26 protein-coding genes and 1 pseudogene are annotated in these 25311 nt (G+C 51.0%); 20 read left to right on the top strand and 7 right to left on the bottom strand.

The features are described 5' to 3' along the window. Positions 1 to 83 precede the first annotated feature (83 nt). From KNQ14_RS14030 to KNQ14_RS13975, 13 genes and pseudogenes are all read left to right on the top strand, one after another. Positions 84 to 566: a hypothetical protein gene (locus KNQ14_RS14030; RefSeq protein ID WP_055970124.1), complete on the top strand. Its 483-nt coding sequence runs from the start codon at positions 84 to 86 to the stop codon at positions 564 to 566. A gap of 29 nt (positions 567 to 595) precedes the next feature. Continuing rightward, positions 596 to 1906 carry an ABC transporter substrate-binding protein gene (locus KNQ14_RS14025; RefSeq protein WP_035399053.1) on the top strand — a complete coding sequence of 437 codons (1311 nt, stop codon included), beginning with the start codon at positions 596 to 598 and terminating at the stop codon, positions 1904 to 1906. A gap of 72 nt (positions 1907 to 1978) precedes the next feature. After that, positions 1979 to 2941 (top strand): carbohydrate ABC transporter permease, encoded by a 963-nt coding sequence (locus tag KNQ14_RS14020; RefSeq protein WP_214725005.1) that lies wholly within the window; start codon positions 1979 to 1981, stop codon positions 2939 to 2941. Positions 2942 to 2954: 13 nt separating this feature from the next. Next, positions 2955 to 3740: a carbohydrate ABC transporter permease gene (locus KNQ14_RS14015; protein WP_023466970.1), complete on the top strand. Its 786-nt coding sequence runs from the start codon at positions 2955 to 2957 to the stop codon at positions 3738 to 3740. Positions 3741 to 3765: 25 nt separating this feature from the next. Next, positions 3766 to 4893, top strand: a pseudogene (locus KNQ14_RS16825) (beta-galactosidase); the annotation flags it as partial. Then, positions 4888 to 5760 (top strand): beta-galactosidase, encoded by an 873-nt coding sequence (locus KNQ14_RS16820; protein ID WP_251138413.1) that lies wholly within the window; start codon positions 4888 to 4890, stop codon positions 5758 to 5760. The pseudogene KNQ14_RS16825 and the gene KNQ14_RS16820, both read left to right, overlap by 6 nt. A 14-nt stretch (positions 5761 to 5774) precedes the next feature. Continuing rightward, entirely contained in the window at positions 5775 to 7898 is a 2124-nt protein-coding gene (locus KNQ14_RS14005; RefSeq protein WP_214861407.1) for an alpha-galactosidase, read from the top strand. Further along, positions 7895 to 9067 carry a galactokinase gene (locus KNQ14_RS14000; RefSeq protein WP_214861406.1) on the top strand — a complete coding sequence of 391 codons (1173 nt, stop codon included), beginning with the start codon at positions 7895 to 7897 and terminating at the stop codon, positions 9065 to 9067. Before KNQ14_RS14005 ends, KNQ14_RS14000 begins: the two co-directional genes overlap by 4 nt. Beyond that, positions 9068 to 10066 (top strand): UDP-glucose 4-epimerase GalE, encoded by a 999-nt coding sequence (galE, locus tag KNQ14_RS13995; RefSeq protein ID WP_214861404.1) that lies wholly within the window; start codon positions 9068 to 9070, stop codon positions 10064 to 10066. 29 nt (positions 10067 to 10095) lie between these two features. After that, positions 10096 to 11592 carry a UDP-glucose--hexose-1-phosphate uridylyltransferase gene (locus KNQ14_RS13990; RefSeq protein WP_214861403.1) on the top strand — a complete coding sequence of 499 codons (1497 nt, stop codon included), beginning with the start codon at positions 10096 to 10098 and terminating at the stop codon, positions 11590 to 11592. Then, the gene (locus KNQ14_RS13985) at positions 11589 to 12593 is read left to right on the top strand and encodes an aldose epimerase family protein (RefSeq protein WP_214861402.1); all 1005 of its coding nucleotides are present in this window, start codon (positions 11589 to 11591) and stop codon (positions 12591 to 12593) included. The genes KNQ14_RS13990 and KNQ14_RS13985 overlap by 4 nt, the downstream gene beginning before the upstream one ends. Before the next feature lie 129 nt (positions 12594 to 12722). Further along, on the top strand, positions 12723 to 12959 hold the full coding sequence (locus KNQ14_RS13980) for a VOC family protein (protein WP_214748521.1): 237 nt from the start codon (positions 12723 to 12725) through the stop codon (positions 12957 to 12959). Positions 12960 to 12972: 13 nt separating this feature from the next. Next, positions 12973 to 13134, top strand: a complete 162-nt coding sequence (locus tag KNQ14_RS13975; protein WP_214861401.1) for a hypothetical protein — start codon at positions 12973 to 12975, stop codon at positions 13132 to 13134. Here the strand turns inward: KNQ14_RS13975 and KNQ14_RS13970 are convergent. The 7 genes from KNQ14_RS13970 to KNQ14_RS13940 form a co-directional block, all read right to left on the bottom strand. Then, positions 13108 to 13608, bottom strand: coding sequence for a methylated-DNA--[protein]-cysteine S-methyltransferase (locus KNQ14_RS13970; RefSeq protein WP_075642683.1), 501 nt, complete (start codon positions 13606 to 13608; stop codon positions 13108 to 13110). The two genes, KNQ14_RS13975 and KNQ14_RS13970, sit on opposite strands and share 27 nt — an antisense overlap. Positions 13609 to 13686: 78 nt before the next feature. Beyond that, entirely contained in the window at positions 13687 to 15084 is a 1398-nt protein-coding gene (locus KNQ14_RS13965) for a dihydrolipoyl dehydrogenase family protein (protein WP_214861400.1), read from the bottom strand. A 1-nt stretch (position 15085) separates the two neighbouring features. Next, the gene (locus KNQ14_RS13960) at positions 15086 to 16303 is read right to left on the bottom strand and encodes a dihydrolipoamide acetyltransferase family protein (protein WP_214861399.1); all 1218 of its coding nucleotides are present in this window, start codon (positions 16301 to 16303) and stop codon (positions 15086 to 15088) included. A 13-nt stretch (positions 16304 to 16316) separates the two neighbouring features. Continuing rightward, the gene (locus KNQ14_RS13955) at positions 16317 to 17315 is read right to left on the bottom strand and encodes an alpha-ketoacid dehydrogenase subunit beta (protein ID WP_058265564.1); all 999 of its coding nucleotides are present in this window, start codon (positions 17313 to 17315) and stop codon (positions 16317 to 16319) included. 1 nt (position 17316) lies between these two features. Next, a complete protein-coding gene (pdhA, locus tag KNQ14_RS13950; protein WP_214861397.1) occupies positions 17317 to 18366 on the bottom strand; it encodes a pyruvate dehydrogenase (acetyl-transferring) E1 component subunit alpha in 1050 nt (349 codons plus the stop codon). Between the two features lie 13 nt (positions 18367 to 18379). Continuing rightward, positions 18380 to 19522, bottom strand: coding sequence for a Glu/Leu/Phe/Val family dehydrogenase (locus tag KNQ14_RS13945; RefSeq protein ID WP_214748537.1), 1143 nt, complete (start codon positions 19520 to 19522; stop codon positions 18380 to 18382). Between the two features lie 37 nt (positions 19523 to 19559). Beyond that, positions 19560 to 19961, bottom strand: coding sequence for a thioesterase family protein (locus KNQ14_RS13940; protein ID WP_214748539.1), 402 nt, complete (start codon positions 19959 to 19961; stop codon positions 19560 to 19562). 331 nt (positions 19962 to 20292) lie between these two features. Between KNQ14_RS13940 and KNQ14_RS13935 the strand changes: the two genes are divergently transcribed. Genes KNQ14_RS13935 through KNQ14_RS13905 form a run of 7 tightly spaced genes read left to right on the top strand, consistent with a single transcriptional unit; the run spans position 20293 to position 25306 of the window. After that, positions 20293 to 21570, top strand: coding sequence for a phenylacetate--CoA ligase family protein (locus KNQ14_RS13935; RefSeq protein ID WP_214861395.1), 1278 nt, complete (start codon positions 20293 to 20295; stop codon positions 21568 to 21570). Between the two features lie 18 nt (positions 21571 to 21588). After that, positions 21589 to 22560, top strand: coding sequence for a 1,2-phenylacetyl-CoA epoxidase subunit PaaA (gene paaA / locus KNQ14_RS13930; protein WP_214861394.1), 972 nt, complete (start codon positions 21589 to 21591; stop codon positions 22558 to 22560). 14 nt (positions 22561 to 22574) lie between these two features. Beyond that, positions 22575 to 22919, top strand: a complete 345-nt coding sequence (gene paaB / locus KNQ14_RS13925; RefSeq protein ID WP_023466991.1) for a 1,2-phenylacetyl-CoA epoxidase subunit PaaB — start codon at positions 22575 to 22577, stop codon at positions 22917 to 22919. Beyond that, positions 22916 to 23701, top strand: coding sequence for a 1,2-phenylacetyl-CoA epoxidase subunit PaaC (paaC, locus tag KNQ14_RS13920; RefSeq protein WP_214861393.1), 786 nt, complete (start codon positions 22916 to 22918; stop codon positions 23699 to 23701). Before paaB ends, paaC begins: the two co-directional genes overlap by 4 nt. A 14-nt stretch (positions 23702 to 23715) precedes the next feature. After that, positions 23716 to 24210: a 1,2-phenylacetyl-CoA epoxidase subunit PaaD gene (gene paaD, locus KNQ14_RS13915; RefSeq protein ID WP_214861392.1), complete on the top strand. Its 495-nt coding sequence runs from the start codon at positions 23716 to 23718 to the stop codon at positions 24208 to 24210. 15 nt (positions 24211 to 24225) lie between these two features. Beyond that, positions 24226 to 24549 (top strand): EthD family reductase, encoded by a 324-nt coding sequence (locus KNQ14_RS13910; RefSeq protein ID WP_023466996.1) that lies wholly within the window; start codon positions 24226 to 24228, stop codon positions 24547 to 24549. After that, complete coding sequence (locus KNQ14_RS13905; protein ID WP_023466997.1) at positions 24527 to 25306, top strand: enoyl-CoA hydratase/isomerase family protein; 780 nt, start codon at positions 24527 to 24529, stop codon at positions 25304 to 25306. The genes KNQ14_RS13910 and KNQ14_RS13905 overlap by 23 nt, the downstream gene beginning before the upstream one ends. Positions 25307 to 25311: the final 5 nt, after the last annotated feature.

The following is a 25311-nucleotide window of genomic DNA, read 5'->3' as shown; positions in this document are numbered from 1 at the left end:
TAAGTTCATGGTCAACTAAGTGGAGGTGGATGCAGGTTAGCAGGGGCTAATCAAGCTGAAGCAGGAAAGGGAGGCATCGCGCAATGGAACCACACGATCCATGGGTTTCGTACCGTGAAGCTTTCGGGCGTTACGGAGCAATCCGCGGTTTTTATTTTCATCGGTCGACGCAACAGATGACAGAACAGGGTCCAGGCGATGTCCCGACAGACGAGCAGGATATCGTGCTCGTCCGACCACGACGTGACGGTGTGTTTCAATTCCGGATGTCATCGGTACAAGGGGTCCTGACAATCCGTTCATCCGAGCTACACATTCGAAAAAATGAGAGCGGATACATTGAATTACGCGCACTCATGCAACACATGCGCTCTGCCGGTTGTTTGACCCTCGGTGGGGAGTTATATCTCTTCGTCCGACCGGACGTCGATACGCTGGCGTACCGTCTTCGATTGATTGCCCGCGTATTGATTCAGCTCCAGGGAATGCCGATTCAGACGAAGGTGATCGAAGAATGGTGCAAACAAGCACAAATTGAAGGGGAACACGCTAGACGATACGCTTGACTACTTAAACATAAAAGGGGAGCTCTTACATGAAATTCAAAAAAACGAAACTCGTTGCTGCAGCATCAGTCCTAACATTATCCGCATTCCTTGCTGCTTGTGGTGGCGAAGACGAGCAACAAACGAAAACGAAAGACGGCAAGACGATCGTCACATGGTGGGGCTGGGCGCCACAACCAGAAGCGGGGAAAGCAGTCGTTGATGCGTTCAACGAATCGCAAGACAAATACGTCGTTCAATTCAAACGCTACAGTGAAGACTACGAAAAACAATTACAAGTCGCGATGTTGTCAGGTAAGGGTCCAGACATCATCGGTCTAAAAGAACCGATGATCCAGCAGTACAAGGATCGTGTCGTACCCGTTGATTCGTACATGGATAAAGCAGCAGGCAAAGGCTGGAAAGACAAGTTCGTCGAGCTTGGAATCGAACAAACGACACTCGACGGTAAACAATATGCAGTGCCAATCGGGTTCACAGGTCAAGCTTACTTGATGTACAACAAGACGATGCTCGACAAATACGGCGTGACACCACCGAAGAACTACAAAGAAACAGTCAGTGCAGTCAAGAAGATCAAAGACTCAGGCGATAAAGTCATCCCACTCATGCTCGGAGCAAAAGATGCGTGGATCGATATCGACGTCTACAACGTCCTCAGTCACCAAGTGGCACCAGGCTACATCCAAAAAGTTCTTTCGGGTGAAGCGAAGTGGACAGACGACGAGATGGTCAAAACAGCGCAAATCTGGCAAGACCTCTTCAAGGATAAAGTCTTCCAAGAAGGTGCACTTGGTTTAGCGACGTACAATGACGGGATGAACCAATTCTTCGATAAAAAAGCAGCGATGTGGGTTATCGGTTCATGGGAAGCACACTCGATGACGACGAAAGAGAAAAAAGAAAAATGGAAAATCGATGATGAGCTCGGATTCGTTCCACTCCCGAACTTAGCAGGCGGAACAGAGCAACCCGTCATCGCATCGATCGACATGGCACTTGGTGTCAACAAAGAGTCAAAACAACAAGAAGGTGCAGCGGAGTTCATCGCCTTCATGAGCCAAGGAAAAGGACAAGAAGTCTACATGGGTGAGTTCGAGATGGCACCTGGCATCAAGGACGTCAAAGTCGATTCGGATGCTGCCTTCACAACGGAAGGTGAAAAAGAGTCGTACAAGATGTTGAACGACACATTAGCAAAAGCGGTTGCTAGCCGTGGTATCCGGGATACGAAATTAAACGATATCCTCGGTAAGGAACTTCAAAACATCGCGACAGGACAAGATCCGAAAGAAGCATTACAACGCGTTCAAGACGCAGCGGATCAATCAGCGAAATAAGACTCGACAGTGAAGTGGTACGCCTGCGTGCCACTTCCTGATTTTTGGACTTGAGGAAAGTGGGGAATCCATATGCAGACAGAGCGACAGGAATTGCCGATTAAACCAAAAGCAGAACCGCTCCAGCCGGTAGCGACACGTACGCCTGCGCCAAAGAAGAAAAAGAACATGAAGCGGAACATGGTCGGATGGGCGTTCGTTGCCCCGATCGTCTTGTTCGTTGTCAGCTTCATCTATTATGGGATCTTCTATAACGCCTATAACTCGTTCTTCTCGTGGGACGGAATCTCGTTTGACAAAGCGTTCGTCGGACTCGACAACTATGCTGAGATGTTCCAAGATCCAGACTTCTATCTCTCGCTGAAGAATACGTTCATCTTCACGATTTTAACAGTCACGATCCAAGCCGGTATCGGTCTTGTCTTGGCGTACTTCCTGCATACACCGGGACCAATGCGGACGGCGATGAAGTCGGTCTTCTTCTTCCCGGTCGTCTTGAGCCCTGTCGTACTCGGTGCGGCATTCTCACAAATCTATGATTTCCAGTTTGGTTACATCAATGAGTTCCTCCGTGCAATTGGTCTCGGTAGCCTCGAACAGAACTGGCTCGGTGACCCGGATATCGCGCTTTATTCCGTCATTGCAATCAACATCTTCCAGTGGACGGGTTCTTCAATGGTCATGTATTACATGGCGATGTTGACGATTGAGAAGGAAATCTTCGAAGCAGCAAAAATCGATGGAGCTGGATTCTTCCGGACACTGTGGAGCATCGTCTTCCCGAACTTGAAAGGAACGACGTTCACACTTTCGATCCTCGGTGTCATCGGTGGTCTGAAGACGTTTGACTTAGTCTGGATCACGACAGCCGGCGGACCGGGATCGTCGACGGAGTTCATTTCGACTTATCTATTCCGGAAATCGATGTTGCAACAGGAAGTCGGTTACTCGAGTGCTGTTGCCATCATCCTGTTGACGATTGCCTTACTCATCACGTACTTCCAATTGCGCGTACAAAAGAAAATGGATAACTAAGGAGGAACGACCCATGGATGTAGAATCTAAAAAAAGCCGCTGGATGATCAACCTTGTATTGGTGCTGGCATCAATCGTCTGGCTATTCCCGATTTTCGTCATGTTCAAAGAGAGTCTCCGAATCAATGGATTCGACAACTATATCGCGACACTGCAAAACCCGAACTTCCCAACGTTCGTCTTCAACAGTTTCTTCGTTGCCTTCTTCATGATCATCATCTCGATCACGATTCTGGCATTCGCGGCGTTCGCCTTCTCGAAACTTGAGTTTGCTGGAAAACGCCTTTTGTTCAACATGGTCTTAGCGGGTCTGATGTTACCCGTCGCTTCGATGATCGTTCCATTGTTCTTCACGCTCCGTTCGTTTGACGGACTGAACAACCACTGGGGACTGATTGGAGCGGAAGTCGCATTCTTCTTACCATTCGGTCTGATGCTCATCAAAGGGTACTTTGATGAACTACCAAACGAACTGATGGAAGCGGCGTATATCGATGGAGCGACGATTCTTGAAGTCTTCTTCAAAGTCATGCTACCACTCGCAAAACCAGCGCTCGCAACAGCTTTAATCTATGCGTTCCTTAACTCATGGAACGAATACTTGATGGTTCTTACGTTCATGACGGATCCCGCCTATCAGACAGTGACGATGGCACCAAGTTTCTTCAAAGATGCGCTCGGTGGGGATCCAGGAAAAATCTACGCGTCACTTGTTTTGATCAGTTTACCGACGATGATCTTCTATATCTTCTTCCAACGTTTCTTCCAAAAAGGAATGACGGCGGGTGCAGTAAAATAATTGTTTTTGCGTAAGGGGGAGCACAATGTATTTAGGAGTCGATTATTATCCAGAACAAACACCACGAGCACTATGGGAGGAAGACTTCCGACTGATGAAGGAACTTGGCGTCAACGTCGTTCGTCTCGCGGAATTCGCTTGGTCGATGATGGAGCCGGAAGAAGGCGTCTATGACTTCAGCTTTTGGGATGACGTCATCGAACGCTTGAGTGCGGAAGGATTCGATATCGTACTCGGGACACCAACTGCGACACCACCGGCTTGGATATGTACGAAGTATCCAGAAATCTTACCGGTCGATGAGAACGGTGTGACGATCAGCTTTGGTGCTCGTCGCCATTATACGGTCCACAGCGAAACGTACTAGCGTCTATCCGTCAAGATCACGGAAGAGATGGCGAAACGCTACGGTCAACATCCTCGTGTCATCGGGTGGCAAACGGATAATGAATACGGGCATGAGAAATCGGATCGTTCTTATGGCGATGTCGACCGCGCTGCTTTTCAGCGTTGGCTAGCGAACCGTTACGGAACGCTCGATGCCTTGAACGAAGCATGGGGAACCGTCTTCTGGAGTCAGACGTACACGGCGTGGGAGCAAATTCCGGTACCGCGTAAAGTCTATCAGGAACACAACCCATCCTTGCTCGTCGACTTCGATCGCTTCTGTGCCGACGGCTATACGTACTACAACAAATTACAAGTCGATGTCTTACGTCGCTACATTCCAGAGAACGTCTTCATCACGCACAATCTGGTCTACAGTGACATGGCGGTCAATCAGCAACAAATGGCGCAAGACCTCGATTACGTGGCGTTCGATAACTACCCAGTCTGGGGTGGACTACCGGAGCCGAACCGGTTCGAGAAGATGGCGAGTGATCACGATCTTTGCCGCTCTTCGAAGCAAGGAAAAGGGTTCTGGGTCATGGAACAGTTGAGTGGCGCACAAGGCTGGAGCAAAATCGGTTACTTGCCACGACCAGGACATATTCGCCTCTGGACATACCAAGCGGTCGCGCGGGGAGCAGAAGCAATCGTCTACTTCCGCTTCCGGGCTGCTCATTTCGGAACAGAGGAGTTCTGTCACGGCATCATCGATCATGATGGCAAACCGAAACGGAAATTCGAAGAAGTCAAACAAATCATGACGGAACTGAATACGTATGGTGATGAGATCAACGCGAGCCGTTACGACGCGAAAGTCGGTGTCTATTTCGATCAAGAAAACGTCTGGGCGTGGACACACCAGCCACACAGTGATGCGTTTGATTTCCGGACGGAGTTCGTCCGCTTCTATGGTGGAGCGATTCGTCAACAAGTCGCAACCGACATCGTCTTCCCAGGTGATGATCTATCTCGTTATAAACTGATCATCGTTCCGCTCTATTTCTTAACGAATCCAACGTTCGATGACGCCTTGATTGCGTACATGGAACAAGGCGGTCACGTCATCTTCACGTACCGAACAGGCGTCAAGGATGCACGGAATCATGTCGTACCGACGACGTTACCGGGTAAGTTCGCGCCGTACGCGGGCATCGAGATCGACGAATATGAGTCACTCCAATCCGTTCAGCAACATCAGGTGGCAGGCATCGGCGAGATGGCAGGACAATCTTCAACAGCCCGCCTCTGGTGTGACCTCATTACACCAACGACAGCAGAGACGCTTGCTGTTTATAAAGATACGTTCTACGAGGGTGTAGCGGCTGTGACGCGCAATGCCTATAAAGGAATGATTACCTACATCGGCTCATCGATTGATGACGCGATGATTGATACGATTTACCGTCAAGCGTTCACTGAGGCCGGCATCGAGATGATCGAGGCGCCGGATCAAGTCGAAATCGTGCGTCGTCACGGCGAAAAACGTGATTTCCTCTTCTTGATGAACCATGACACGAAAGAAACGCGGGACGTCACGTTAGACGGAACATACAAAGCATTGACAAAAGATGAGACATATCGTGGAACGGTCCAGCTCGCACCACTTGAGACACTGATTCTGACGACGTAAGGAGGAAGAGAACCATGGCAATCTTTGAAGTAGCAGGACGTCGTTTCGTCATCGAAGGGAAACGGGTCGCTCACGTCGTCACGATTGGTGCGAACGGTAAGCTGATTCACACGTATTTCGGTGCCAAGTTACCATATCGAGATGATTATGAAGCATTACCGAGTCCGATCGTCGCACACAGTTCATTTGAATCACCAGATGGCGTCGCGACGTACGATTTCGTACCATTCGGCGAGATGTTGTACACGGAGCCGACTTTGAAATCGGAACGAGAGGACGGACAGCGGATTCACCAGTTCCAGTTTGAACGCTCCGAGCAGACCGAAACGAAATTGACGCTCTGGCTGTTTGATCCCTTGCAGGAGATGCGTGTCGGAGTGCAGTACGAAGTGTTCGCTGATTATGACATCATCGGTCGTTCGATCGTCGTCGAAAACACGGGACGATTACCTGTTCGTTTGACAGCAGCTCAGTCCTTTGCGATGGGACGATGGCATCAACCGCATTTAAAACTGCATCACTTCGCTGGGATGTGGACAGGTGAGTTCAAGAAACAGATCACACCAGTGACACCAGGGCGCCAGACGATTGAAAGTCGACGTGGAGTGACAAGTCACCAAGCGAATCCTTGGTTCGCACTTGAACAGGATGCGACAGAAGACAGCGGTGAAGTCGTCTACGGACATTTTGCTTATTCCGGCAACTGGGCGATTCACGTCGAACAAGATGCGTTCGGTTTTGTCCAACTATCAGGTGGCATGAATCCGTTTGACTTCAGTTGGAAACTATCACATCAACAACAGTTGACGACACCAACGTTCTACATCGGCTATGCGGACGGTTTCGCGGATATGAGCGCCAATGCGCATGCCTTTCAGCGTGACGTCATCATGCCACGTGCGACCGATCGTCCGGTTCTTTATAACTCATGGGAAGCGACGTATTTCGATGTCATGGAATCTGGTCAACGTGAACTCGTTGATCTGGCAGCAGGAATCGGTTGTGAGCTGTTCGTCGTCGATGACGGGTGGTTCGGTGAACGCCATACCGATCAAGCGGGACTCGGGGACTGGCACGTTAATCGGGAAAAATTTCCGAACGGTCTAGAGCCTTTGATCTCGTATGTGAAACAACAAGGGTTACAATTCGGTCTTTGGGTCGAACCGGAGATGGTCAATCCGGATTCTGATCTATACCGGGCGCATCCAGACTGGATTTATCATGCGCGCGATGCAGTCCGGACGACGTCTCGGAATCAATACGTCTTAAACCTCGGATTACCAGAAGTCGAGCAATTCATTCTCGAGATGATGGACGACTTGCTGACACGTCACGCGATCGACTACATCAAATGGGACATGAACCGTGCCTTCTCGGAACCAGGCGTTCCAAAAGACCAGACGGATCGACAGCAAGAACTATGGAAACGTCACGTCGATGCATTGTACCGGATCTTTGACGAATTACGTCGCTTGCATCCGACGGTCGACTTCGAAGCCTGTGCCGGTGGTGGCGGACGGATCGACCTTGGAATCCTCTCACGGACAGAACAAGTCTGGACGAGTGATAACACCGATCCACTCGATCGCTTACAAATTCAGCATGACTTCTCGTATGCCTACAATGCGAAGATGATGAGTTGCTGGGTGACGGACGGACCGAACTGGTTAAATGGACGCAACGTACCGCTTGCAACACGCTTCGTCTCCTCGATGCAAGGCACACTCGGCATTGGTGGTAACTTGAGCGAATGGTCAACGGATGAACTTGCGGAAGCAAAAGGTTGGATCGAGACATATCAAGCGATTCGTCCGACGATTCAACGCGGTATCCAGTATCGCTTATCTGCTTTTACACAACAGACGCCAAGCGTCATGCAGTATACATCAGAAGAAGAAACGGTCCTACTTGCGATCGCACCACTTCGACAATACGGAACACATCAGTATCACTTCAAGCTAAAAGGACTCGACCCAGCAATGCGTTATCAAGTCGAGGACCGGACGTTAAGCGGCGCTTATTTGATGCAACAAGGCTTAACATTCTCTTACACGACGGACTATGAAGCCCGCTGCTTGCGGATTCAGCCAGTCCACCGTGCGCTCTCACTACTCGAATCAAAGGAGACGATCGTATGACAGACCAGACGTTAGAAGAACAATTTGAACAGCGGTTTGGCTCACCGTCGACGCATCGCTTCTTTGCACCAGGACGGATCAACTTAATCGGCGAACATACGGATTACAATGGCGGTCACGTCTTTCCATGTGCGTTGACGTTCGGCACGCATGCGATCGCACGAAAACGAGACGATCAACGTTTCCGCTTTTACTCACTGAATTTTGAGCAAGACGGCATCATCGAAGTCGCGCTCGACGAACTTGCGTATGATGCGAAGCACGGTTGGGCGAACTATGCGAAGGGTATGATTACAGTCTTACAGGAAGCAGGGTATCGAATCGACTCAGGATGTGACATCCTGATTCAAGGTGACATCCCGAATGGAGCTGGTCTTTCATCATCGGCTTCGCTTGAACTCGTCATCGGTGTCTTGCTCGACCGATTATACGGATTAGAGATTCCACGTCTTGATCTCGTCCGGTTCGGTCAACAAGTCGAAAACCGTTATATTGGCGTCAACAGTGGTATCATGGATCAGTTTGCGATCGGCATGGGAAAAGCGGGAGCGGGATTGTTGCTCGATTGTGAGACGCTCGATTATACGTATGCCCCACTCGATTTGACGGGGTATACGATCATCATCATGAATACGAACAAACGCCGTGAACTGGCGGATTCGAAATACAATGAACGCCGGGCGGAATGTGAGGCAGCACTCGCTTATCTCAATCAATTCACGCCACGGGAAGCACTCGGACAATGGACGACTTCAGAATTTGCAAAAGTCGCATGGGAAGACGAACGTTTGATGCGTCGCGCACGCCATGCGATTTCAGAGAATGAACGAACGCTTCAGGCACTAGCAGCACTTGAAGCGGGAGAACTGACGACGTTCGGTCAGTTGATGAACGCGTCACACGTCTCGTTACGGGAAGATTATGAAGTGACAGGGGTTGAACTCGATACACTCGTCGAAGCGGCTTGGGAACAACCGGGCGTGCTCGGCGCACGGATGACAGGTGCTGGTTTTGGTGGCTGTGCGATTGCGATCGTTGAAGACGAGGCAGTCGACGCCTTCAAACAAGCTGTCGGCGAACATTATGAAGCACGGATCGGATACCCGGCGACGTTCTATACGGCGACGGTCGGTGACGGAGCACGTGAAATCGAACGGGAGGTCATCTAAATGGCAACGTTAGTCGTAGGTGGAGCTGGTTATATCGGCTCCCATGCCGTCTATCAATTGATTGATGCCGGAAAGGATGTCGTCGTCATCGACCATCTGCAATCCGGACACCGTGAAGCGGTTCATCCGCAAGCGCGTCTATATGAAGGAGACATACGCGATCGTGCTTTTCTCGATCGCGTCTTTACGGAAGAGACGATTGAACAAGTCGTTCATTTCGCTGCTTTTTCACTCGTCGGCGAGTCGATGACGGAGCCATTACGTTACTTTGATAACAACGTTTACGGGACACAAGTGTTGCTTGAAGCGATGATCGCGCACGACATCAAACAGATCGTCTTCTCTTCGACGGCAGCGACATACGGTGAACAGGAACAGATGCCGATTCTCGAGACAGCGGAAACGCGTCCGACGAATGCATATGGCGAGACGAAGTTGATGATGGAGAAGATGATGCGATGGTCTGAACAAGCGTATGGTTTACGTTACGTCGCGTTACGTTACTTCAATGTCGCCGGTGCACGAGCAACAGGTGAGATCGGAGAAGACCATACACCAGAAACACATTTGATTCCGCTCGTCCTTGAAGTCGCCAACCGACAACGGGCAGAAATTTCGATCTATGGCGATGATTATCCAACGCCGGATGGCACGTGCATTCGTGATTACATCCATGTTGAAGACTTGATCGATGCTCATGTACGCGCACTCGATTATTTAGCGGACGGCAACGACAGCACAGTCTTTAACCTCGGTTCAAGCCAAGGGTTTTCCGTGCGAGAAATCATCGAAGCAGCTCGTCGCGTAACGGGACATCCGATTCCGGAACGCATCATTGAACGTCGTGCAGGGGATCCGAGTATCTTGATCGCCGGATCTGCCAAAGCAAAAGACGTCCTCGGCTGGACGCCACAACGCACCGACATCGAAACAATCATTCGTGATGCTTGGAACTGGCATGCACATCATCCAGAAGGGTACCGGACGAGCGTTCGTTAAAGAGAGATAGAATGAGGAGAGTGACGGCGATGAATGAACTCATCCAACAGTTAGTAGCGCAAGCAATCCAGGAGCGCTTGATTGAACCGGAAGATGCGATCTACGCTCGAAACCGGATTCTAGCACGAGTGGGTCAAGCTGACTTTGAAGAAATGACCGACGTATCATCTCGCCCGATTCCAGATATCTTGGATGAGATGATTGAAGTGTTGATTGCAAGTGGGCAGTTGCCAGCGCGTCTCGAAGACAAAGAACAGTTCGTAGCAGATGTGATGGATATCTTCGTCGCGCGTCCGTCTGACGTGACGGCGGCATTCCGTCGTCTATACGATGAATCACCGATAGCGGCGACGGATTATTTTTACCAACTGAGCCAAGCAAGTAACTACATTCAAACGAAACGGATTGCTAAAAATAAACGTTATCAAGCGGAGACGGCTTACGGAACGATCGATGTCACGATCAACTTATCGAAGCCGGAAAAAGATCCGCGTGAAATCGCGGCAGCCCGGACGGAGGTACCGACGACGTCGAACTATCCAACCTGTCTGTTGTGCGTCGAAAACGTCGGCTACGCGGGTCGTGCGAATCATCCAGCCCGTGCGAATCATCGAATCGTTCCGCTGACGCTGATGGAAGAACCGTGGGCATTACAATACTCACCGTACGTCTATTACAACGAACATAGCATCATTTTGTCGCAGGAACATCGTGATATGGTCATCAATCGGGATGCCTTTGCACGTCTGCTCGCCTTCGTCGAGCAATTCCCACATTACTTTGCTGGTTCGAATGCGGACCTGCCGATCGTCGGCGGATCGATTCTGACGCATGATCATTATCAGGGCGGTCGTTATACGTTTGCGATGGACCGGGCAAACGCTTTAACATCCTTTACGTTCCCGGATCACCCGACAGTCACTGGCGAAACCTTACACTGGCCACTGAGTGTGTTGCGTCTGAAGAGTGAAGATGCGTCGGCACTACTCGATGCTGCGACGACCGTCTATGAGACGTGGTTGACGTATACGGATGAGAGTCAAGAGATCCGTTCACATACCGGTGAGACGCGACACAATACGGTGACGCCGATCGCCCGTCGACGTGATGGACAATTCGAGCTCGATCTCGTCTTACGGAACAACCGGACGTCAGCAGAACATCCGGACGGTATTTTCCATACGCATGCCGATATTCATCACATCAAACGGGAAAATATCGGTTTGATCGAAGTGATGGGACTGGCGGTCTTGCCTGCACGTTTGCTCCAAGAGTTGCAACAGGTCGAACAGTTCATCACAGGTGAAGTCGACGAAGTAGCTGTCGCGCATGCTGACTGGGCAGAGGAACTAAAACAAGCGTATGACCGTCAAGATGTCACGATGTACGTCGAGCAAGCGGTCGCTGCGAAATTCGTACGTGGTCTCGAGGACTGTGGCGTCTTTAAACAGACGGAAGAAGGTCAGGCGGCGTTCGGGCGATTTGTTCAACTCGTGACGCGCCAACCGGTGGAGGAACAACGATGACACGACTACTTGAGAAAGAGTTGATCCGACATACGTTACGTCAGGAAGGCATCGAAGTGACACTCTGGAACTACGGCGGCATCATCCAAGATATCCGGACGACCGATCGGGAAGGTCATTTGGAAAGCGTCGTCTTAGGTCTTGAGACGGTAGAAGAGTATCAACAGCACTCGCCTTACTTCGGGGCAATCGTCGGACGCGTCGCTGGTCGAATCGAACAGGCACGCTTCGAAGTAGCGGAAGAGGTCTATCCGCTCGTCGCAAACGACGGTGCGAATCATCTGCATGGTGGGATTCACGGATTCGATCAAGCATGGTTCGATGTCATCGAAGCGACGGATACGTTGTTTCATTTGCGTTTGAACAGTCCGGATGGAGAAGAAGGGTATCCGGGAACGGTCACACTCGACGTATATTATCGATTAGAGGGAACAACATTGACGCTTGAGATGACGGCCGTGACGGATCAGACGACACCACTCAATCTAACGAATCATACGTACTTCAACTTATCGGGAAATGCGAAGCGGGATGTGTTAGATCACGTTTTGACGTTACCAAGCGACTGCTACTTACCGGTCCAGCCAGACGGCTTACCGACAGGGGAACAGCGGGATGTCTCCGGAACCCCGTTTGATTTCCGTAACGGTCAGTCGATTCGTGACGGGATTACGCCGGAGCATCCCGAGACGATTGCTGTTGGAAACGGCTATGATCATCCCTTTGTATTGCGGGATGACACACTTCGACTTGAAGATCCGGTGTCCGGTCGTTTCGTCGACGTGACAACGAATCAGCCGGCGGTCGTGCTCTATACGGGAACGCAACTACTGACCGATTATACGGTTCACGGTGTTCCGGCTCGACCATCACTTGGTTTATGCCTTGAAGCACAAGTGCATCCGAATGCAGTCCATGAATCTGATTTTCCATCAATCTTGTTGTCACCCGGTGAGACCTATCACTGGAAAACAGCTTATCGCTTTGGTGTAGTGTCTTAATGGATTTGAAGAAGAAGCCCCACTTTCCGTGTCCGGTTAGACAGGAAAGTGGGGCTTTTTGTGTATAGAAGGAAATCGGAAGAAAAGTGCGAAAGGTAATACTAAAGCATAATGAAAGGAGGACTTTTCATGCAGTATGCCGCTACTCCTTGTCTCGTTTTTTCGGGACAAGCCAAGCAGGCGATCGTGTACTACGAAAACGTATTTACGATGACACGTCGTCGTCTCTTACTTGATGAAGCAGAAGATACCGTCTATCACGCACATTTATCCAATGGGGCGTTTGAATTGATGCTCTGGGACGAGGGTGACGCACCGAATACCTCTTCTTCGCTCCATCTGTTGTTGAACTTTTACGTCGCTTGAGGAGCTTGAACAAGTGTATCTGCGATTAACGACAGACGGTCAAATCGTCACCCCCCTTGCGGTAGCAGACTTTGGAGGCTGGTATGAGCAAGTCCGCGATCCGTTCGGGATTCTGTTCGCTCTATCGTTCAGCGAAGAGGGACGAGAATCAGAGACGTTGCTCGAGCGCGAGTAGTGTCCGCTTCATATTCAGACCGCCATGATAGCCGAGCAGATCGCCTTTTTTGCCAATGATCCGGTGACACGGAATCGCGAGCAGTAATCGATTTTTCCCGATTGCCGTGCCAATCGCGCGAGTCGCGTTCGGTCGAAAGAGACGTTCCGCGATATCGGAGTAGGTGGCGGTTTGACCGTACGGTACCGCGCGTAGAGCATGCCAGACTTCAAGTTGGAACGGGGTACCGACTGGTGCGATTGGAAAGGACAGTGTCGTCGACTGTTGATTCAGATAAGCCAGTAGCTGTTCCGTATACGGGGCAAGCGCGGTATCAGAAGCAATCCGATCGGCTCGGGGGAAGTGTTTCCGCGACCAGTCGTCGAATAAATCCTCCGGTTCATCCCAAGCGCCAACATAACAGAGACCATCTGCTGTAGCAGCGACCGGAAACGTATGCGTATTCCAGTGCAAACGAGTGAAGTACAGTTCCATGACATGTTTTCCTTTCTACGCGAAATGAAGTGATGAATCCAAAAGAGGTGCTTCTGACGCAGAGGCACCTTTTTTGGATTACGCGCGCGATCCGACCTGTTGACGTGGTGGAAGATGGATCGATTGACCAAATAAGGCTTCCATCGATTCCGTCAAGGCTTCGCTTCGACTCGGATGTGCCATGACAGGGAAGAGGAGATCTTCCCGTTTTGCTGTCAGTTCCAGTGCTTGGGTGAATTGTCCGACGAGACGATGGGCATCGTCCCCAATCATGTGAATACCAAGGATCAGTGATGTTTGCTCGTCAGCGATGACCTTGACGAATCCACTACCACCTTCGATCGTCGTCGCTCCGTTTGCATTCAGCGGGAACTGTCCGCTCTGAACAGCATGTCCGGCTTCGACCGCTTCTTGTTCCGTCATCCCGATCGAAGCAATCGGTGGGAAGGTTCGTAGAACCGTCGGATAATACGGTGTCGTCGGATCGACGTCTTGACCAGACAAGTGGGCTGCCGTTCGCTTCGCTTCATGAATCGCACGGATGGCGAGCTGTGGACCCGGTGTGACATCACCGATTGCGTAAATGTGAGGTTGATTCGTTCGTCCAGTTGCGTCAACTGGAATCGTCCCGTCTTCTGCAAGCGTCACACCAATCCGTTCGAGACCGAGTGTCAAACTGTTCGGGATCCGGGAAAGGGACTGGAACAGATAGGCACCCTGATAGGCGACTTCTTCTCCGTTTTTCATGACGGTGACGGTCGCGTCCGATGAAGCCTCGATACGTGTCACGACATCCGACACGAGACGGATTTTTTGTTTTTTGAATGTCCGCTTCAGTTCCTTTTCAAGGCTTGGTTCGAGTGGCAATTGATCCGCGAACAACGTCACCTCTGTCCCAAGTGCATGGAAACAGGCGGCCGCTTCGAGTGCTAGCGTGTCAGATCCAATGATCAATAAGCTCTCTGGTAGTTGCTCGAGTTGATAAAGCTGTTCGGCATTCAAGCGGCACGATTCCTCGTGCTGGATGCTGTGACTGCCGGTCGCAATGATGACGTCCTGGAACCGGTACGTATCGAACTGATGTCCCGACTCGACGCCGATCCGGTCCTCTGACAGGAAGGAGGCTGCACCAGTGATATGCTCAATCTGGTTCGCCTGACAGAGGGCGACCACGCCTTGACGTAATTGTTGCACGACACGATTCCGGTAAGCACTCAGTTTACTGAAATCATGGACAGCAGGGGCGGTGAATCCAAGGTCTTCAAGATGCGGCAAGCGTAACATCTCTTCTGCCGCATGCGCATAGACCTTGGACGGGATACAGCCTCGGTTCAGACAAAGTCCACCGAGTTCAGCTTGTTCAATCAATGTAACGTTTCGACCGCCTTGTGCAGCACGGATCGCTGCCGTATAACCTGCGGGACCTCCACCGATGATCAGAAGATCCCGTTCTTGTGTAAGTTCGCCAACAACCATGTTAGATCAACTCCAGAAGTAGGGTAGTCGGATGTTCAATCAGTGACACGAATCGGTTCGTAAAGGCAACAGCCGTTGCCCCGTCTGCGACACGATGATCGAACGACATCGACAAATTCATCATCGAGCGAACGACGATTTGATCATTCTCATCGACACAGGCTCGTTTTTTCGTCTTATGGAAGGCAATCAGTGCTGTCTCCGGATAGTTGATGATTGGTGTTGCTCCCGTACTGCCGAGCGGACCGACATTACTCATCGTAAAAGTGCTTGGTTTTAAGTCCGCTGCGCGCAAGGCACCGTTTTGAGCACGTTGTTGCAACGCGACCAATTGTTCATGCAGTTCCGTCAGTGAGAGCTGATCGGCATGACGGATGACCGGAACCATCAACCCGTCCGGTGTTTCGGTTGCCATGCCAAAGTGGAAATCCTGCTCTAATCGAATACATGCATTTGCTTCATCGAGTTTGGCATGAAAGACAGGATACTCTTTTAAGGCAACAATCAAGGCTTTAATGAAGAAGGCGTTGACGTTGATGTTTCGTCCAGCTGCTTTCCATTCGGCACGTAGTGCGAGTAAACGCGTCATGTCGACTTCCTCGAAGTGAGTGACATGGGGAATCGTGTACAGCGACTGGGTCATCTTTTTCGCGATTTGCTTGCGAATGCCGCGGAACGGAATCGTTTCCGCTGTTGTTTCTTGGTACGTGACCTCTTCAATAATCGGCGCAGCTGTCTCTTGCGGAGAAGTAGCAGCCTGGACGAAGCGGAGCACATCGTCCTCGGAGACACGACCCGATGGATCGGAAGCCGTGACAGCTTCGATATCAATCCCGTGATCACGGGCGATTTTTCGCGTATACGGTGTCGCAAGGACACGTTTTGCTGGAGAAACTTGAACAGGTGGGGCGGTGACAGCAACCGATGCTGGTTCAGGAGCGGACGACGCTTTAGGTGTTACCGCGACCGGCATGTCGGAAACGTTACTTGCTTCGATGTGCAATAACGTCGTACCGACTTGCACCGTCTGACCGACCGGAATGATGATTTCCTTGACGATCCCGGAAACGGGAGCCGGTAGTTCAGCGACCATCTTATCGGTCGCAACCTCGACGACTGGTTGATCCGTCGTGACATGGTCTCCGACTTGAACGAGGTAATGGGCGATTTCACCTTCTGTCATTCCTTCACCAACATCGTGTAATTTAACTTCGATCATGGCATTCAGCTCCTTAAAACTCGACCGTACGCTGAATCGTCGCAAGGACACGTTCTGGCGTCGGAATGTAATGGTCTTCGAGGGCGAACAGCGGAACGGGAACATCAAAACCGGTCACGCGGGCAATCGGTGCCCGTAAATAAAGAAACGCCGTATCATTAATCAAAGTCACGAGATCATTACCGAGACCACCCATTGCTGCGGCTTCATGCACGATGACGGCACGACCTGTCTTTTGAACGGAAGCAGCGATCGTTTCCCGGTCGAGCGGATAGAGCGTCCGTAAGTCGAGTACTTCGCAAGAGATGCCGCGTTCCTGTGCAGCCGTTGCTGCCTTTTGAGCTACTTGAACCATTGCCCCCCAGGCAATTAACGTCACGTCTGTTCCTTCGCTGACGCAGCGTGCTTTTCCAATCTCAACGGTATACGATTCGCTCGGTACGACTTCTTTGAATGAGCGATAACTGCGCATCGACTCAAGGAACAACACGGGATCTGGATCTTCAATCGCAGCAATCAATAACCCTTTTGCATCGTATGGTGTTGCCGGGCAGACGACCTTGAGACCAGGCATCGATGTAAAGAGCGCTTCTGTGCTGTCGGAATGGATTTCCGGGGCCCGGATGCCGGCACCATAAGGGGCACGGATGACCATCGGCACACTGTACCGTCCCATCGTTCGCATCCGGATCCGGGAGACGTGCGTCATGATTTGTTCATAGGCAGGGTAGATGAAGCCGAGAAATTGAATCTCGACGATCGGTTTAAAGCCATTGATGGCAAGACCGATCGACGTACCGACGATGCCGGCTTCACTGAGCGGTGTATCGACGATTCGGTCTTCCCCGAATTCTTCCTGTAAGCCGTCCGTCGCTCGGAAGACACCACCGTTTTTTCCGACGTCTTCTCCAAGGACGAGGGTTGTCTCATCCTCCGACAATTTTGTCCGCAGGGCATCCGTGACAGCTTGAACGAGTGTCATCTCTGTTTGACGATTGATTGGTGTTGCCATCTCATTTCCCCCTTGCTAGCAGATACGCTTCTTTTTGTTGCTGGACATCAACCGGTAAGGTCGCGTACGTATGGTCGAACAGATCATTGACGTCTGGTGCCTTGAATTGCTCCATCGCAGTTACTGCCGCTTCGACTTCTGCCTGGTGCCGTTCCTGTAGCTGTTGCATCCAGGTTTCGTCAAAGTAGCCTTGATGTTGTAAGAATTGTTCAAGTCGATCGAGCGGATCGACCCGGTCACGCGAGCGAGCTTGATCACGGTATTTCGTTGGATCGTCTGCTGTCGTATGCGCACCAAATCGCCATGTGACGGCTTCAATCAATGTTGGTCCACCGCCAGAACGGGCACGCGCAACGGCTGCTTGCATCGTGAAATAGACGGCAAAGGCATCGTTCCCATCGATCCGGACGCTTGGCATCCCGTAGGCGATCGCTTTTTGTGCGATCGTTTCGGAATGCATCTGTTTTTCGATTGGAACAGAGATTGCGAATTGATTGTTTTGGTTGAACAGAATGACTGGTGCTTGGAAGACACTCGCGAAGTTCATTCCTTCGTGGAAGTCGCCTTCAGACGTCGCCCCGTCACCAAAGTAGGCGACCGCGACGTTCGTCGTACCTTTTCGTTTTTCTGCCCACGCGGCGCCGACGGCATGCGGAATTTGCGTCGCAATCGGTACGGCAGGAGGGAAGATGTGTTTCTCAGACGGCACGCAACCTTCGACACGACCGTTCCAGTAGAGAAGCGTCCGCACCATGTCGGCACCGAACGTCAACGTCGCACCGTGATCTCGGTACGTTGGGAATAACCAGTCCTGCTCTGACAACGCCAGTGCACTACCGACTTGCGCCGCCTCTTGTCCTTCGAACGGTGCATAAGTGCCGAGGCGCCCTTGGCGTTGTAAGTTGATCGCCTTCCGGTCGAACGTCCGGATCCGATGCATCTGTTCATATAGGGTGAGGGCGAGCTCTTTCGTCAGATCGTGTTCTTTTGAGGCGTCGATGATACGACCTTCTTCATCGATGATGCGTTGAATCGGAAAATGTTGCTCCATGTCAGTCCCTCCTTCAGTGGTTACGGATATCCCATTTTGGCTTTGTCGTATTCGTGAAGATGTTGTTGTGTTTTGCCCGGATCTGCATCCGTTTTTCACACATCCGGTTCGCGGCTTCGACCGTCGTGATGTTCTCTGCTTGCGACTCCTTGAAGACTTCGAGCACGGCGTCATAGATGTGACGCGTCTTCAGGAGAACCCGTTCGTGATTTGCTCCGTACAGTTCGTCAGCGACTTGGATCAATCCACCACCGTTGACGATATAGTCTGGTGCATACAAGATGCCGCGATCCATCAAGACGTGCGCGAGCTGTTCATCTGCAAGCTGATTGTTCGCCGAACCGCAGATGGCTTTGCACGGTAAGAGGGCGATATTTTGGGCGTGAATAACACCGCCATATGCACATGGAACGAAAATATCAGCGTCTGTTAGATGGATTTCGTGAGGTGAGACGACGCGAACTGTCCCGGGTGCCATTTCGGCTTGAGTTACGATTGCTGCGAGCGCGGCTTCATTGACGTCTGAAACATAAATCGTCGCACCGGCGAGTAACAGTTGTTCGGCAACCTTGAAGCCGACTTTGCCAAGTCCTTGGATCGCGTAAGTCGCGCGACTTAAGTCGTTTGAACCAAATAACGTCTCGATCGTCGCCCGGAGTCCATAGACGACACCTTCAGCCGTCGGGATCGATGAATCGCCACTTCCGCCAAAGGCTTCCGGAATGCCGACGATGCGTGACGTCTCCCGACTAGCATGAACGAAGTCATCCATCGTCGTACCCATGTCGGTTCCGGTGTAAAAACGTCCGCCGAGCGAATCGACGAAGCGACCGAAGGCACGAAAAAGCTCTGGTGATTTATCTGTTGCCGGATTACCGATGATGACGGCTTTACCACCACCAAAATCAACATCAGCGGCAGCGCATTTATACGTCATGCCACGTGACAGGCGGAGGACATCGTCAAGTGCTTCATCGACAGAAGCGTAAGGCGCCATGCGGCAACCACCGAGAGCGGGACCGAGCGTCGTATCGTGGATGGCGATGATTGCTTGTAACCCTGAGACAGGATCGTTGCAAAAGACGACTTGCTCGTGACCCGCGATTTTTTCCATGATCGAGAGCGTTGGATTCGTAGATGGGTTTAACATGTTCATAGTAGAGTCCTCCTCTATCAAATATAAGTAAGCGCTTTCATTTTGTTGGAGCATTCACTTGCAATTTTTCTTGAATCCGGCTTTTTTCTAAAATGAATTGTGTTACTTCTCCTGTTCCAATGACCGCTTGTCCGTCTCGAACTTCGATGTCAGCGTCAACGCGACGTGCTGTGACGCGTGTTACTGTAGCGGTCACGATCAATCGTGCGCCTTCAGCTGCCATGCCAAGATGCTTCAACGAAACCGCACCCCCGACACCTTCTTCGTCTGCCTCTAAGTAAGGCAGGATAAGTTGACGTGCTGCCCATTCCATATGGTAGACCATCGAAACAGTCGAGTATGCGGGATGAACCAATTGACCTTCAAATTGTGCAAACATATCTTGCGAGACGACCGCTTGAATCTCTGCTGTATCCCCGACAGCTAAACCTGGCTTCATCGTGATCCCCCTTCACTACAACAAATCCTCATTCAATCAAGTGGTCTTACCAAAAATAGTATAACACTTGTCACACGATATTTTATCAACACGTTACAAAATGAGCAAATCATTTCAGAAATATTTTCCAAAAAAGACTCTCGATTATGAGAAAATAGCTTTATAAGCCGATTGATTTACTGTTAAGGTGCGTTGAAGTGATAAAGCGAGAATCGTTTGGGAGCATTTAACAAAACAAGATTGACAACATTGTGAACGTATCGTACGTTAAACATATAACTAAAAATAAACGACCGTTTAATTATTGTATACATGATGAGGAGGTGCAGGTATGTACGATCAACATCACGAAACGATGAATGCGCAAACGCGGGAGCAGCTGCAGATGGAGCAATTACGTCAAACGATGGAACACGTCACGCGCGTCCCGTTCTATCAAGAACGTCTGCAGACATTGCAGATGACGGCACATGATTTTCAAACGATCGAAGATCTACGAAAATTTCCCTTCACACGCAAGCAAGATTTACGCGATCATTATCCGTTCGGGCTATTTGCCGTCGAACGAGAACAGGTCACTCGAATTCACGCCTCGTCTGGTACGAGTAGTAAACCGACCGTCGTCGGGTATACGCAAGAAGATTTAGACGACTGGGCAGGTGCCGTGGCACGTAGCTTAGTCTTAGCCGGTGGATCATCAGCCGACTTGTTGCACAATGCATACGGCTACGGACTGTTCACAGGTGGACTCGGTCTTCATGCAGGTGCTGAAAAACTAGGTATGACAATCTTGCCGATTTCCGGCGGCAATACGGATCGCCAAATCACATTGATCGAGGATTTCCGACCGGATGGCATCTGTGGGACACCTTCGTATATTTTGCGATTAGCAGAACGCATGATCGAACGGGGCATCGATCCACGAAAGACAAGCATGCGTTACGGCATCTTCGGAGCTGAACCCTGGTCGGAAGAGATGCGTCAGACACTCGAACAGACCTTTGATCTACAGGCATTCGATATTTATGGACTCAGTGAAATCATGGGACCAGGTGTCGCGATGGAATGTCAGGAGCAGGCAGGTCTGCATATCATGGATGACTTATTCATTACGGAAGTCGTCGATCCCGTTACGGGGGAACCGGTACCAGATGGCATGGTCGGGGAACTCGTTTTTACAAGCTTGAAAAAGAAAGCGCTTCCAATCATTCGTTACCGGACAGGTGACTTAGCATCGATCACGCATGAAGCGTGTGCTTGTGGTCGGACGACGACACGGATGTCACGTGTCAAAGGGCGGACAGACGACATGCTGATCATCCGAGGGGTCAACGTCTTTCCGTCAGAAATCGAGCGAGTCTTGCTCCAACAACCGGACGTGACGCCACATTATCAAATCCATCTCGTGCGTAAAGCGGGACTCGATGCCGTTGAGCTACATATCGAATTCGAAAATATCTCGGAGCGACAAAGGCGTTCGATATGTGACGCCATCAAGTCGGAATGCCTCATTTCCATTGATCTCGTCTGTCACCCGCACCAAGGGTTACCACGATCGGAAGGGAAAGCCGTTCGGATCGTTGATCGACGCTCGACATCACTCGTCTGATTCAAAGGAGGAACTAGCATGTATGATGCAACACAACTGTTCGAACTCGTCCAACTGACGGAAGAGGAAAAATTAGCACGCTTCAAGGAGCGGATCGAGCGAGGTGAAAAGATCGAAGCCGATGACTGGATGCCTGCTTTTTACCGGGACACGCTGATTAAATTGATTTCGATGCACGGTATCAGTGAAATCATGGGTGCACTTCCGGAAAAAGAATGGGTTCCAAAAGCACCATCACTTCGCCGGAAGCTCGGCATCATGGCGAAGGTCCAGGATGAGATGGGGCATGGACAACTGTTGCTTCGTGTCGTCGAGGATTTGATGAAACCGTATGGCAAGACACGTGGGGATTTGATGGATGATTTGTTCACAGGACGATTGAAGTTCCACAACGTCTTCCACATGCCGACGCGGTCATGGGCCGATGCCGGGATGATCGGTTGGCTCGTCGATGGGGCGGCGATCATCACGCAGACGAACATGCTCGGTGCTTCATATGGACCTTACGCACGGGCTTTACAACGGATCTGTGCGGAAGAGGTCTTCCATGCGCAACACGGAGAGTCGATCATCATGGCACTCGCGGAAGGGACACCGGAACAGCGGGCGATGATTCAGGAATCACTGGATGAGTGGTGGGAATCCTTGTTGATGTTCTTTGGACCAGCCTCGAAAGAGACGACCGGGACATCAAAACAGGACGTGACGATCGCCTATAAGATTCGGACGAAAACGAATGAAGAGCTCCGACAAAACTTCTTTACGAAGTACGTACCACGGATTCGTTCACTCGGACTCGTCATTCCGGATCCGACGTTACGTTTTGATGAAGAGACAGGGCAGTGGGAATATGCACAGCCAGACTGGACGAAATTCAAGACGATCATCCAAGGGGGAGGACCACGTTCGAAAGAGCGACTGGACTTGCGCCGGACATCTTATGAGAATAATGCTTGGGTACGGGATGCACTCGCTGAAACGAAGGCATGAGAGGGGAAGGTACGATGAACGAGACGTTCTATCACGAATTCGAAGTCTTTAGCAAACGGACGCCGAACGCGGCGTTCACCCATCAATTCAGCTTGCTCGCTCCGAATAAGGAGATGGCACTGTTGATGGCGCAAGAAAACTTCATGCGCCGGGAACCGGTCGTCGACATCTGGGTCGTCAAACGCGAAGATATCCGTGGTTTATCACCCGATGAGAAGCAGATGTTACAACGCCTTGATAATAAGGACTACCGGACGACGAAAGGGTACGGCTACTTGAAGAAAAAATGGCGTCATTACGAGCAACAGATGCTCGATGAAAAAGAGATCATGTCTTGGCAAGGAGGCGATTCCAAATGACGGAACACGAACGGACGGCACTCGCCTCCTTACTCTATCAACTCGCGGATGATGATTTCCTTTACGCGTATCGTGGTTCGGAATGGCTCGGACTCGCACCGCATATCGAAGAGGACGTCGCTTCGTCTTCGATTGCGCAAGATTCAATGGGACACGCGGCGATGTATTACCAACTCCTCGAAGAACTCGGCGAAGGAAATGCTGATGCATTAGCTCATGTCCGACTAGCGCATGAACGGAAAAATTCGATTCTCGTCGAACGTGTCAATGGACCTGGCTACTACATGGAGGAGCCTGAATATGACTGGGCATTCGCCGTCGTACGGAACTATTGCTACACGGTCGCGAAAAAGATCCGGATTGATGCTTTGAAGTCGAGCAGTTACGAGCCACTCGCTACGGCTGCCGTCAAGATCAACATGGAGTTGTACTATCATTTGCTGCACTGGCAAACGTGGTTTACCCAGCTTTATCAATCGACGGAGACGGCGCGGCAGAAGATGGATGCAGCCCTAGAAAAAGTCCTCTATGACTTCGGTGACATGTTCGATTATGGCGAACACGGTCAATTGATCGAAGAGATGCGGTTGATCGAAGGGCAAGGGATTTTACTCGATCGTTGGTATCAGACGATCACACCGTTACTCGTCGAATTGAACGTGACACTTCCGGAAATGCAGATGACGCGTAACGGGCGGGACGGCGATCACACGGAAGATTTGAACGACGCGCTTGCGACACTCGGAGAAGTCTACTTGATCGATCAGACGGCGACGTGGTGAAAGGAGAGGGGAGCATGACGACGACACTCCAGGATGCAATCCGGGAAGCCCTGAACGGGGTGAAGGATCCGGAAATTGATAGCGTCAGTATTTTAGATCTTGGCATGGTCGAGACGATGGACGCGGAAGCGACGGAGCATGGTTACGTGGTGCGCGTCACGCTTCTCCCGACGTTCCTCGGTTGTCCGGCGCTTGAAATCATTAAAAAAAACACCGAATCCGCCTTGCAGGTGATTCCAAATGTCGAACAGGTCGACGTCCAGTTCCGGTTTGATCCACCGTGGACATCGGACCGGATCACGGAACAAGGCATGCAAGGATTGAAGGCATTCGGTATCGCTCCTCCTCGGTTTGAGCAAGGGAAGTGGGAGATTGACTGTCCGTATTGTGGATCGACGTATGTGACGATGGAAAACTTATTCGGACCGACAGCATGTCGAAGTATTCTCTACTGTAAATCGTGTAAAAATCCATTCGAGGCGATGAAACCCGTCTCTACTCTCATGTGAAGGAAGGTAATCAAGATGGCAAAATTAATCGCACTGTACAAACACCCAGAAAACAAGGAAGCATTCGATCAGCACTATTTTGAGGTCCATGGTCCATTGACAGCAAAAATTCCAGGACTGCAAGAAATGAATGTCACGAAAATCGTCGGCTCACCAATGGGCGGAGACGGAAAGTATTACTTGATGTGCGAGATGGTCTATGAAAGTCAGGAAGCGATGCAAGCAGGCATGCGTTCGCTCGAAGGAAAAGCATCCGGGAAAGACTTGATGAGCTTTGCGGGGGATCTCGTCACATTGATGATTGGTGAAGATGTCCATGCCGACACAACAGTACGTTAAGACGGAAATGGTCGATCGGATCGGTCGGATTCGACTCGACCGAACGGCACGATACAATGCGCTGAACCGGACGATGGTCCGGGAAATCGTCGAGGCGATGGAGACGTTCGACCGAGACGAACGGGTGACGGTCATCGTCTTGACTGGAAACGGAAAATCGTTCTCAGCGGGCGCCGATATCGAGGAGATGCTCGAGGCGACACCGATCTCGATGGAACTCCTCGATCCGTTCGCGGACTGGGACCGAATCAGCCGAATCAAAAAGCCGATCATCGCAGGTGTCCATGGTTTCGTCCTTGGCGGCGGTTTTGAACTGGCACTCGCTTGTGATTTAATCTACGCCGATCCTGAGACACAGTTTGGATTCCCGGAAGTCGGACTCGGCGTCATGCCGGGAGCAGGCGGGACGCAGCGCTTGACGAAATGCATCGGTCGAACGCGGGCGCTCGAGTGGCTCTTCACCGGCGACCGGATGAAGGCAGAGGAAGCGGAACGACTTGGTATCATCAACCGGGTGACGGCTGATGTCGAAGCGACGGTGCTGGCAATGGCAGAGCGGTTATCGAACCAACCGAGCATGGCGTTGCGGTTGATCAAGGACGCGGCAAACAAAGCCGTCGATTTATCGTTACAGGATGGGATGGAGCACGAACGCCGTAACTTCTATCTCTTGTTCGCGACAGCCGATCAAACAGAAGGCATGCAAGCATTTCTTGAAAAACGATCACCGATTTTCAATCAACAGGAACAGGAGTGAATACA

The organism is Exiguobacterium sp. s161 (assembly GCF_018619045.1).
In the GTDB taxonomy this organism is placed as follows: Bacteria; Bacillota; Bacilli; order Exiguobacteriales; family Exiguobacteriaceae; genus Exiguobacterium_A; species Exiguobacterium_A indicum.
The sequence above is the reverse complement of the archived record's forward strand: the minus strand, read 5'-3'. Positions and strand labels throughout refer to the sequence as shown.

Excerpts from the sequence above, each read along its gene's own strand:
- KNQ14_RS14030 (WP_055970124.1), top strand. The coding sequence starts at position 84 with ATGGAACCACACGATCCATGGGTTTCGTACCGTGAAGCTTTCGGGCGT.
- KNQ14_RS14025 (WP_035399053.1), top strand. The coding sequence starts at position 596 with ATGAAATTCAAAAAAACGAAACTCGTTGCTGCAGCATCAGTCCTAACA.
- KNQ14_RS14020 (WP_214725005.1), top strand. The coding sequence starts at position 1,979 with ATGCAGACAGAGCGACAGGAATTGCCGATTAAACCAAAAGCAGAACCG.
- KNQ14_RS14015 (WP_023466970.1), top strand. The coding sequence starts at position 2,955 with ATGGATGTAGAATCTAAAAAAAGCCGCTGGATGATCAACCTTGTATTG.
- KNQ14_RS16820 (WP_251138413.1), top strand. The coding sequence starts at position 4,888 with ATGACGGAACTGAATACGTATGGTGATGAGATCAACGCGAGCCGTTAC.
- KNQ14_RS14005 (WP_214861407.1), top strand. The coding sequence starts at position 5,775 with ATGGCAATCTTTGAAGTAGCAGGACGTCGTTTCGTCATCGAAGGGAAA.
- KNQ14_RS14000 (WP_214861406.1), top strand. The coding sequence starts at position 7,895 with ATGACAGACCAGACGTTAGAAGAACAATTTGAACAGCGGTTTGGCTCA.
- galE (WP_214861404.1), top strand. The coding sequence starts at position 9,068 with ATGGCAACGTTAGTCGTAGGTGGAGCTGGTTATATCGGCTCCCATGCC.
- KNQ14_RS13990 (WP_214861403.1), top strand. The coding sequence starts at position 10,096 with ATGAATGAACTCATCCAACAGTTAGTAGCGCAAGCAATCCAGGAGCGC.
- KNQ14_RS13985 (WP_214861402.1), top strand. The coding sequence starts at position 11,589 with ATGACACGACTACTTGAGAAAGAGTTGATCCGACATACGTTACGTCAG.
- KNQ14_RS13980 (WP_214748521.1), top strand. The coding sequence starts at position 12,723 with ATGCAGTATGCCGCTACTCCTTGTCTCGTTTTTTCGGGACAAGCCAAG.
- KNQ14_RS13970 (WP_075642683.1), bottom strand. The coding sequence starts at position 13,608 with ATGGAACTGTACTTCACTCGTTTGCACTGGAATACGCATACGTTTCCG.
- KNQ14_RS13965 (WP_214861400.1), bottom strand. The coding sequence starts at position 15,084 with ATGGTTGTTGGCGAACTTACACAAGAACGGGATCTTCTGATCATCGGT.
- KNQ14_RS13960 (WP_214861399.1), bottom strand. The coding sequence starts at position 16,303 with ATGATCGAAGTTAAATTACACGATGTTGGTGAAGGAATGACAGAAGGT.
- KNQ14_RS13955 (WP_058265564.1), bottom strand. The coding sequence starts at position 17,315 with ATGGCAACACCAATCAATCGTCAAACAGAGATGACACTCGTTCAAGCT.
- pdhA (WP_214861397.1), bottom strand. The coding sequence starts at position 18,366 with ATGGAGCAACATTTTCCGATTCAACGCATCATCGATGAAGAAGGTCGT.
- KNQ14_RS13945 (WP_214748537.1), bottom strand. The coding sequence starts at position 19,522 with ATGAACATGTTAAACCCATCTACGAATCCAACGCTCTCGATCATGGAA.
- KNQ14_RS13940 (WP_214748539.1), bottom strand. The coding sequence starts at position 19,961 with ATGAAGCCAGGTTTAGCTGTCGGGGATACAGCAGAGATTCAAGCGGTC.
- KNQ14_RS13935 (WP_214861395.1), top strand. The coding sequence starts at position 20,293 with ATGTACGATCAACATCACGAAACGATGAATGCGCAAACGCGGGAGCAG.
- paaA (WP_214861394.1), top strand. The coding sequence starts at position 21,589 with ATGTATGATGCAACACAACTGTTCGAACTCGTCCAACTGACGGAAGAG.
- paaB (WP_023466991.1), top strand. The coding sequence starts at position 22,575 with ATGAACGAGACGTTCTATCACGAATTCGAAGTCTTTAGCAAACGGACG.
- paaC (WP_214861393.1), top strand. The coding sequence starts at position 22,916 with ATGACGGAACACGAACGGACGGCACTCGCCTCCTTACTCTATCAACTC.
- paaD (WP_214861392.1), top strand. The coding sequence starts at position 23,716 with ATGACGACGACACTCCAGGATGCAATCCGGGAAGCCCTGAACGGGGTG.
- KNQ14_RS13910 (WP_023466996.1), top strand. The coding sequence starts at position 24,226 with ATGGCAAAATTAATCGCACTGTACAAACACCCAGAAAACAAGGAAGCA.
- KNQ14_RS13905 (WP_023466997.1), top strand. The coding sequence starts at position 24,527 with ATGCCGACACAACAGTACGTTAAGACGGAAATGGTCGATCGGATCGGT.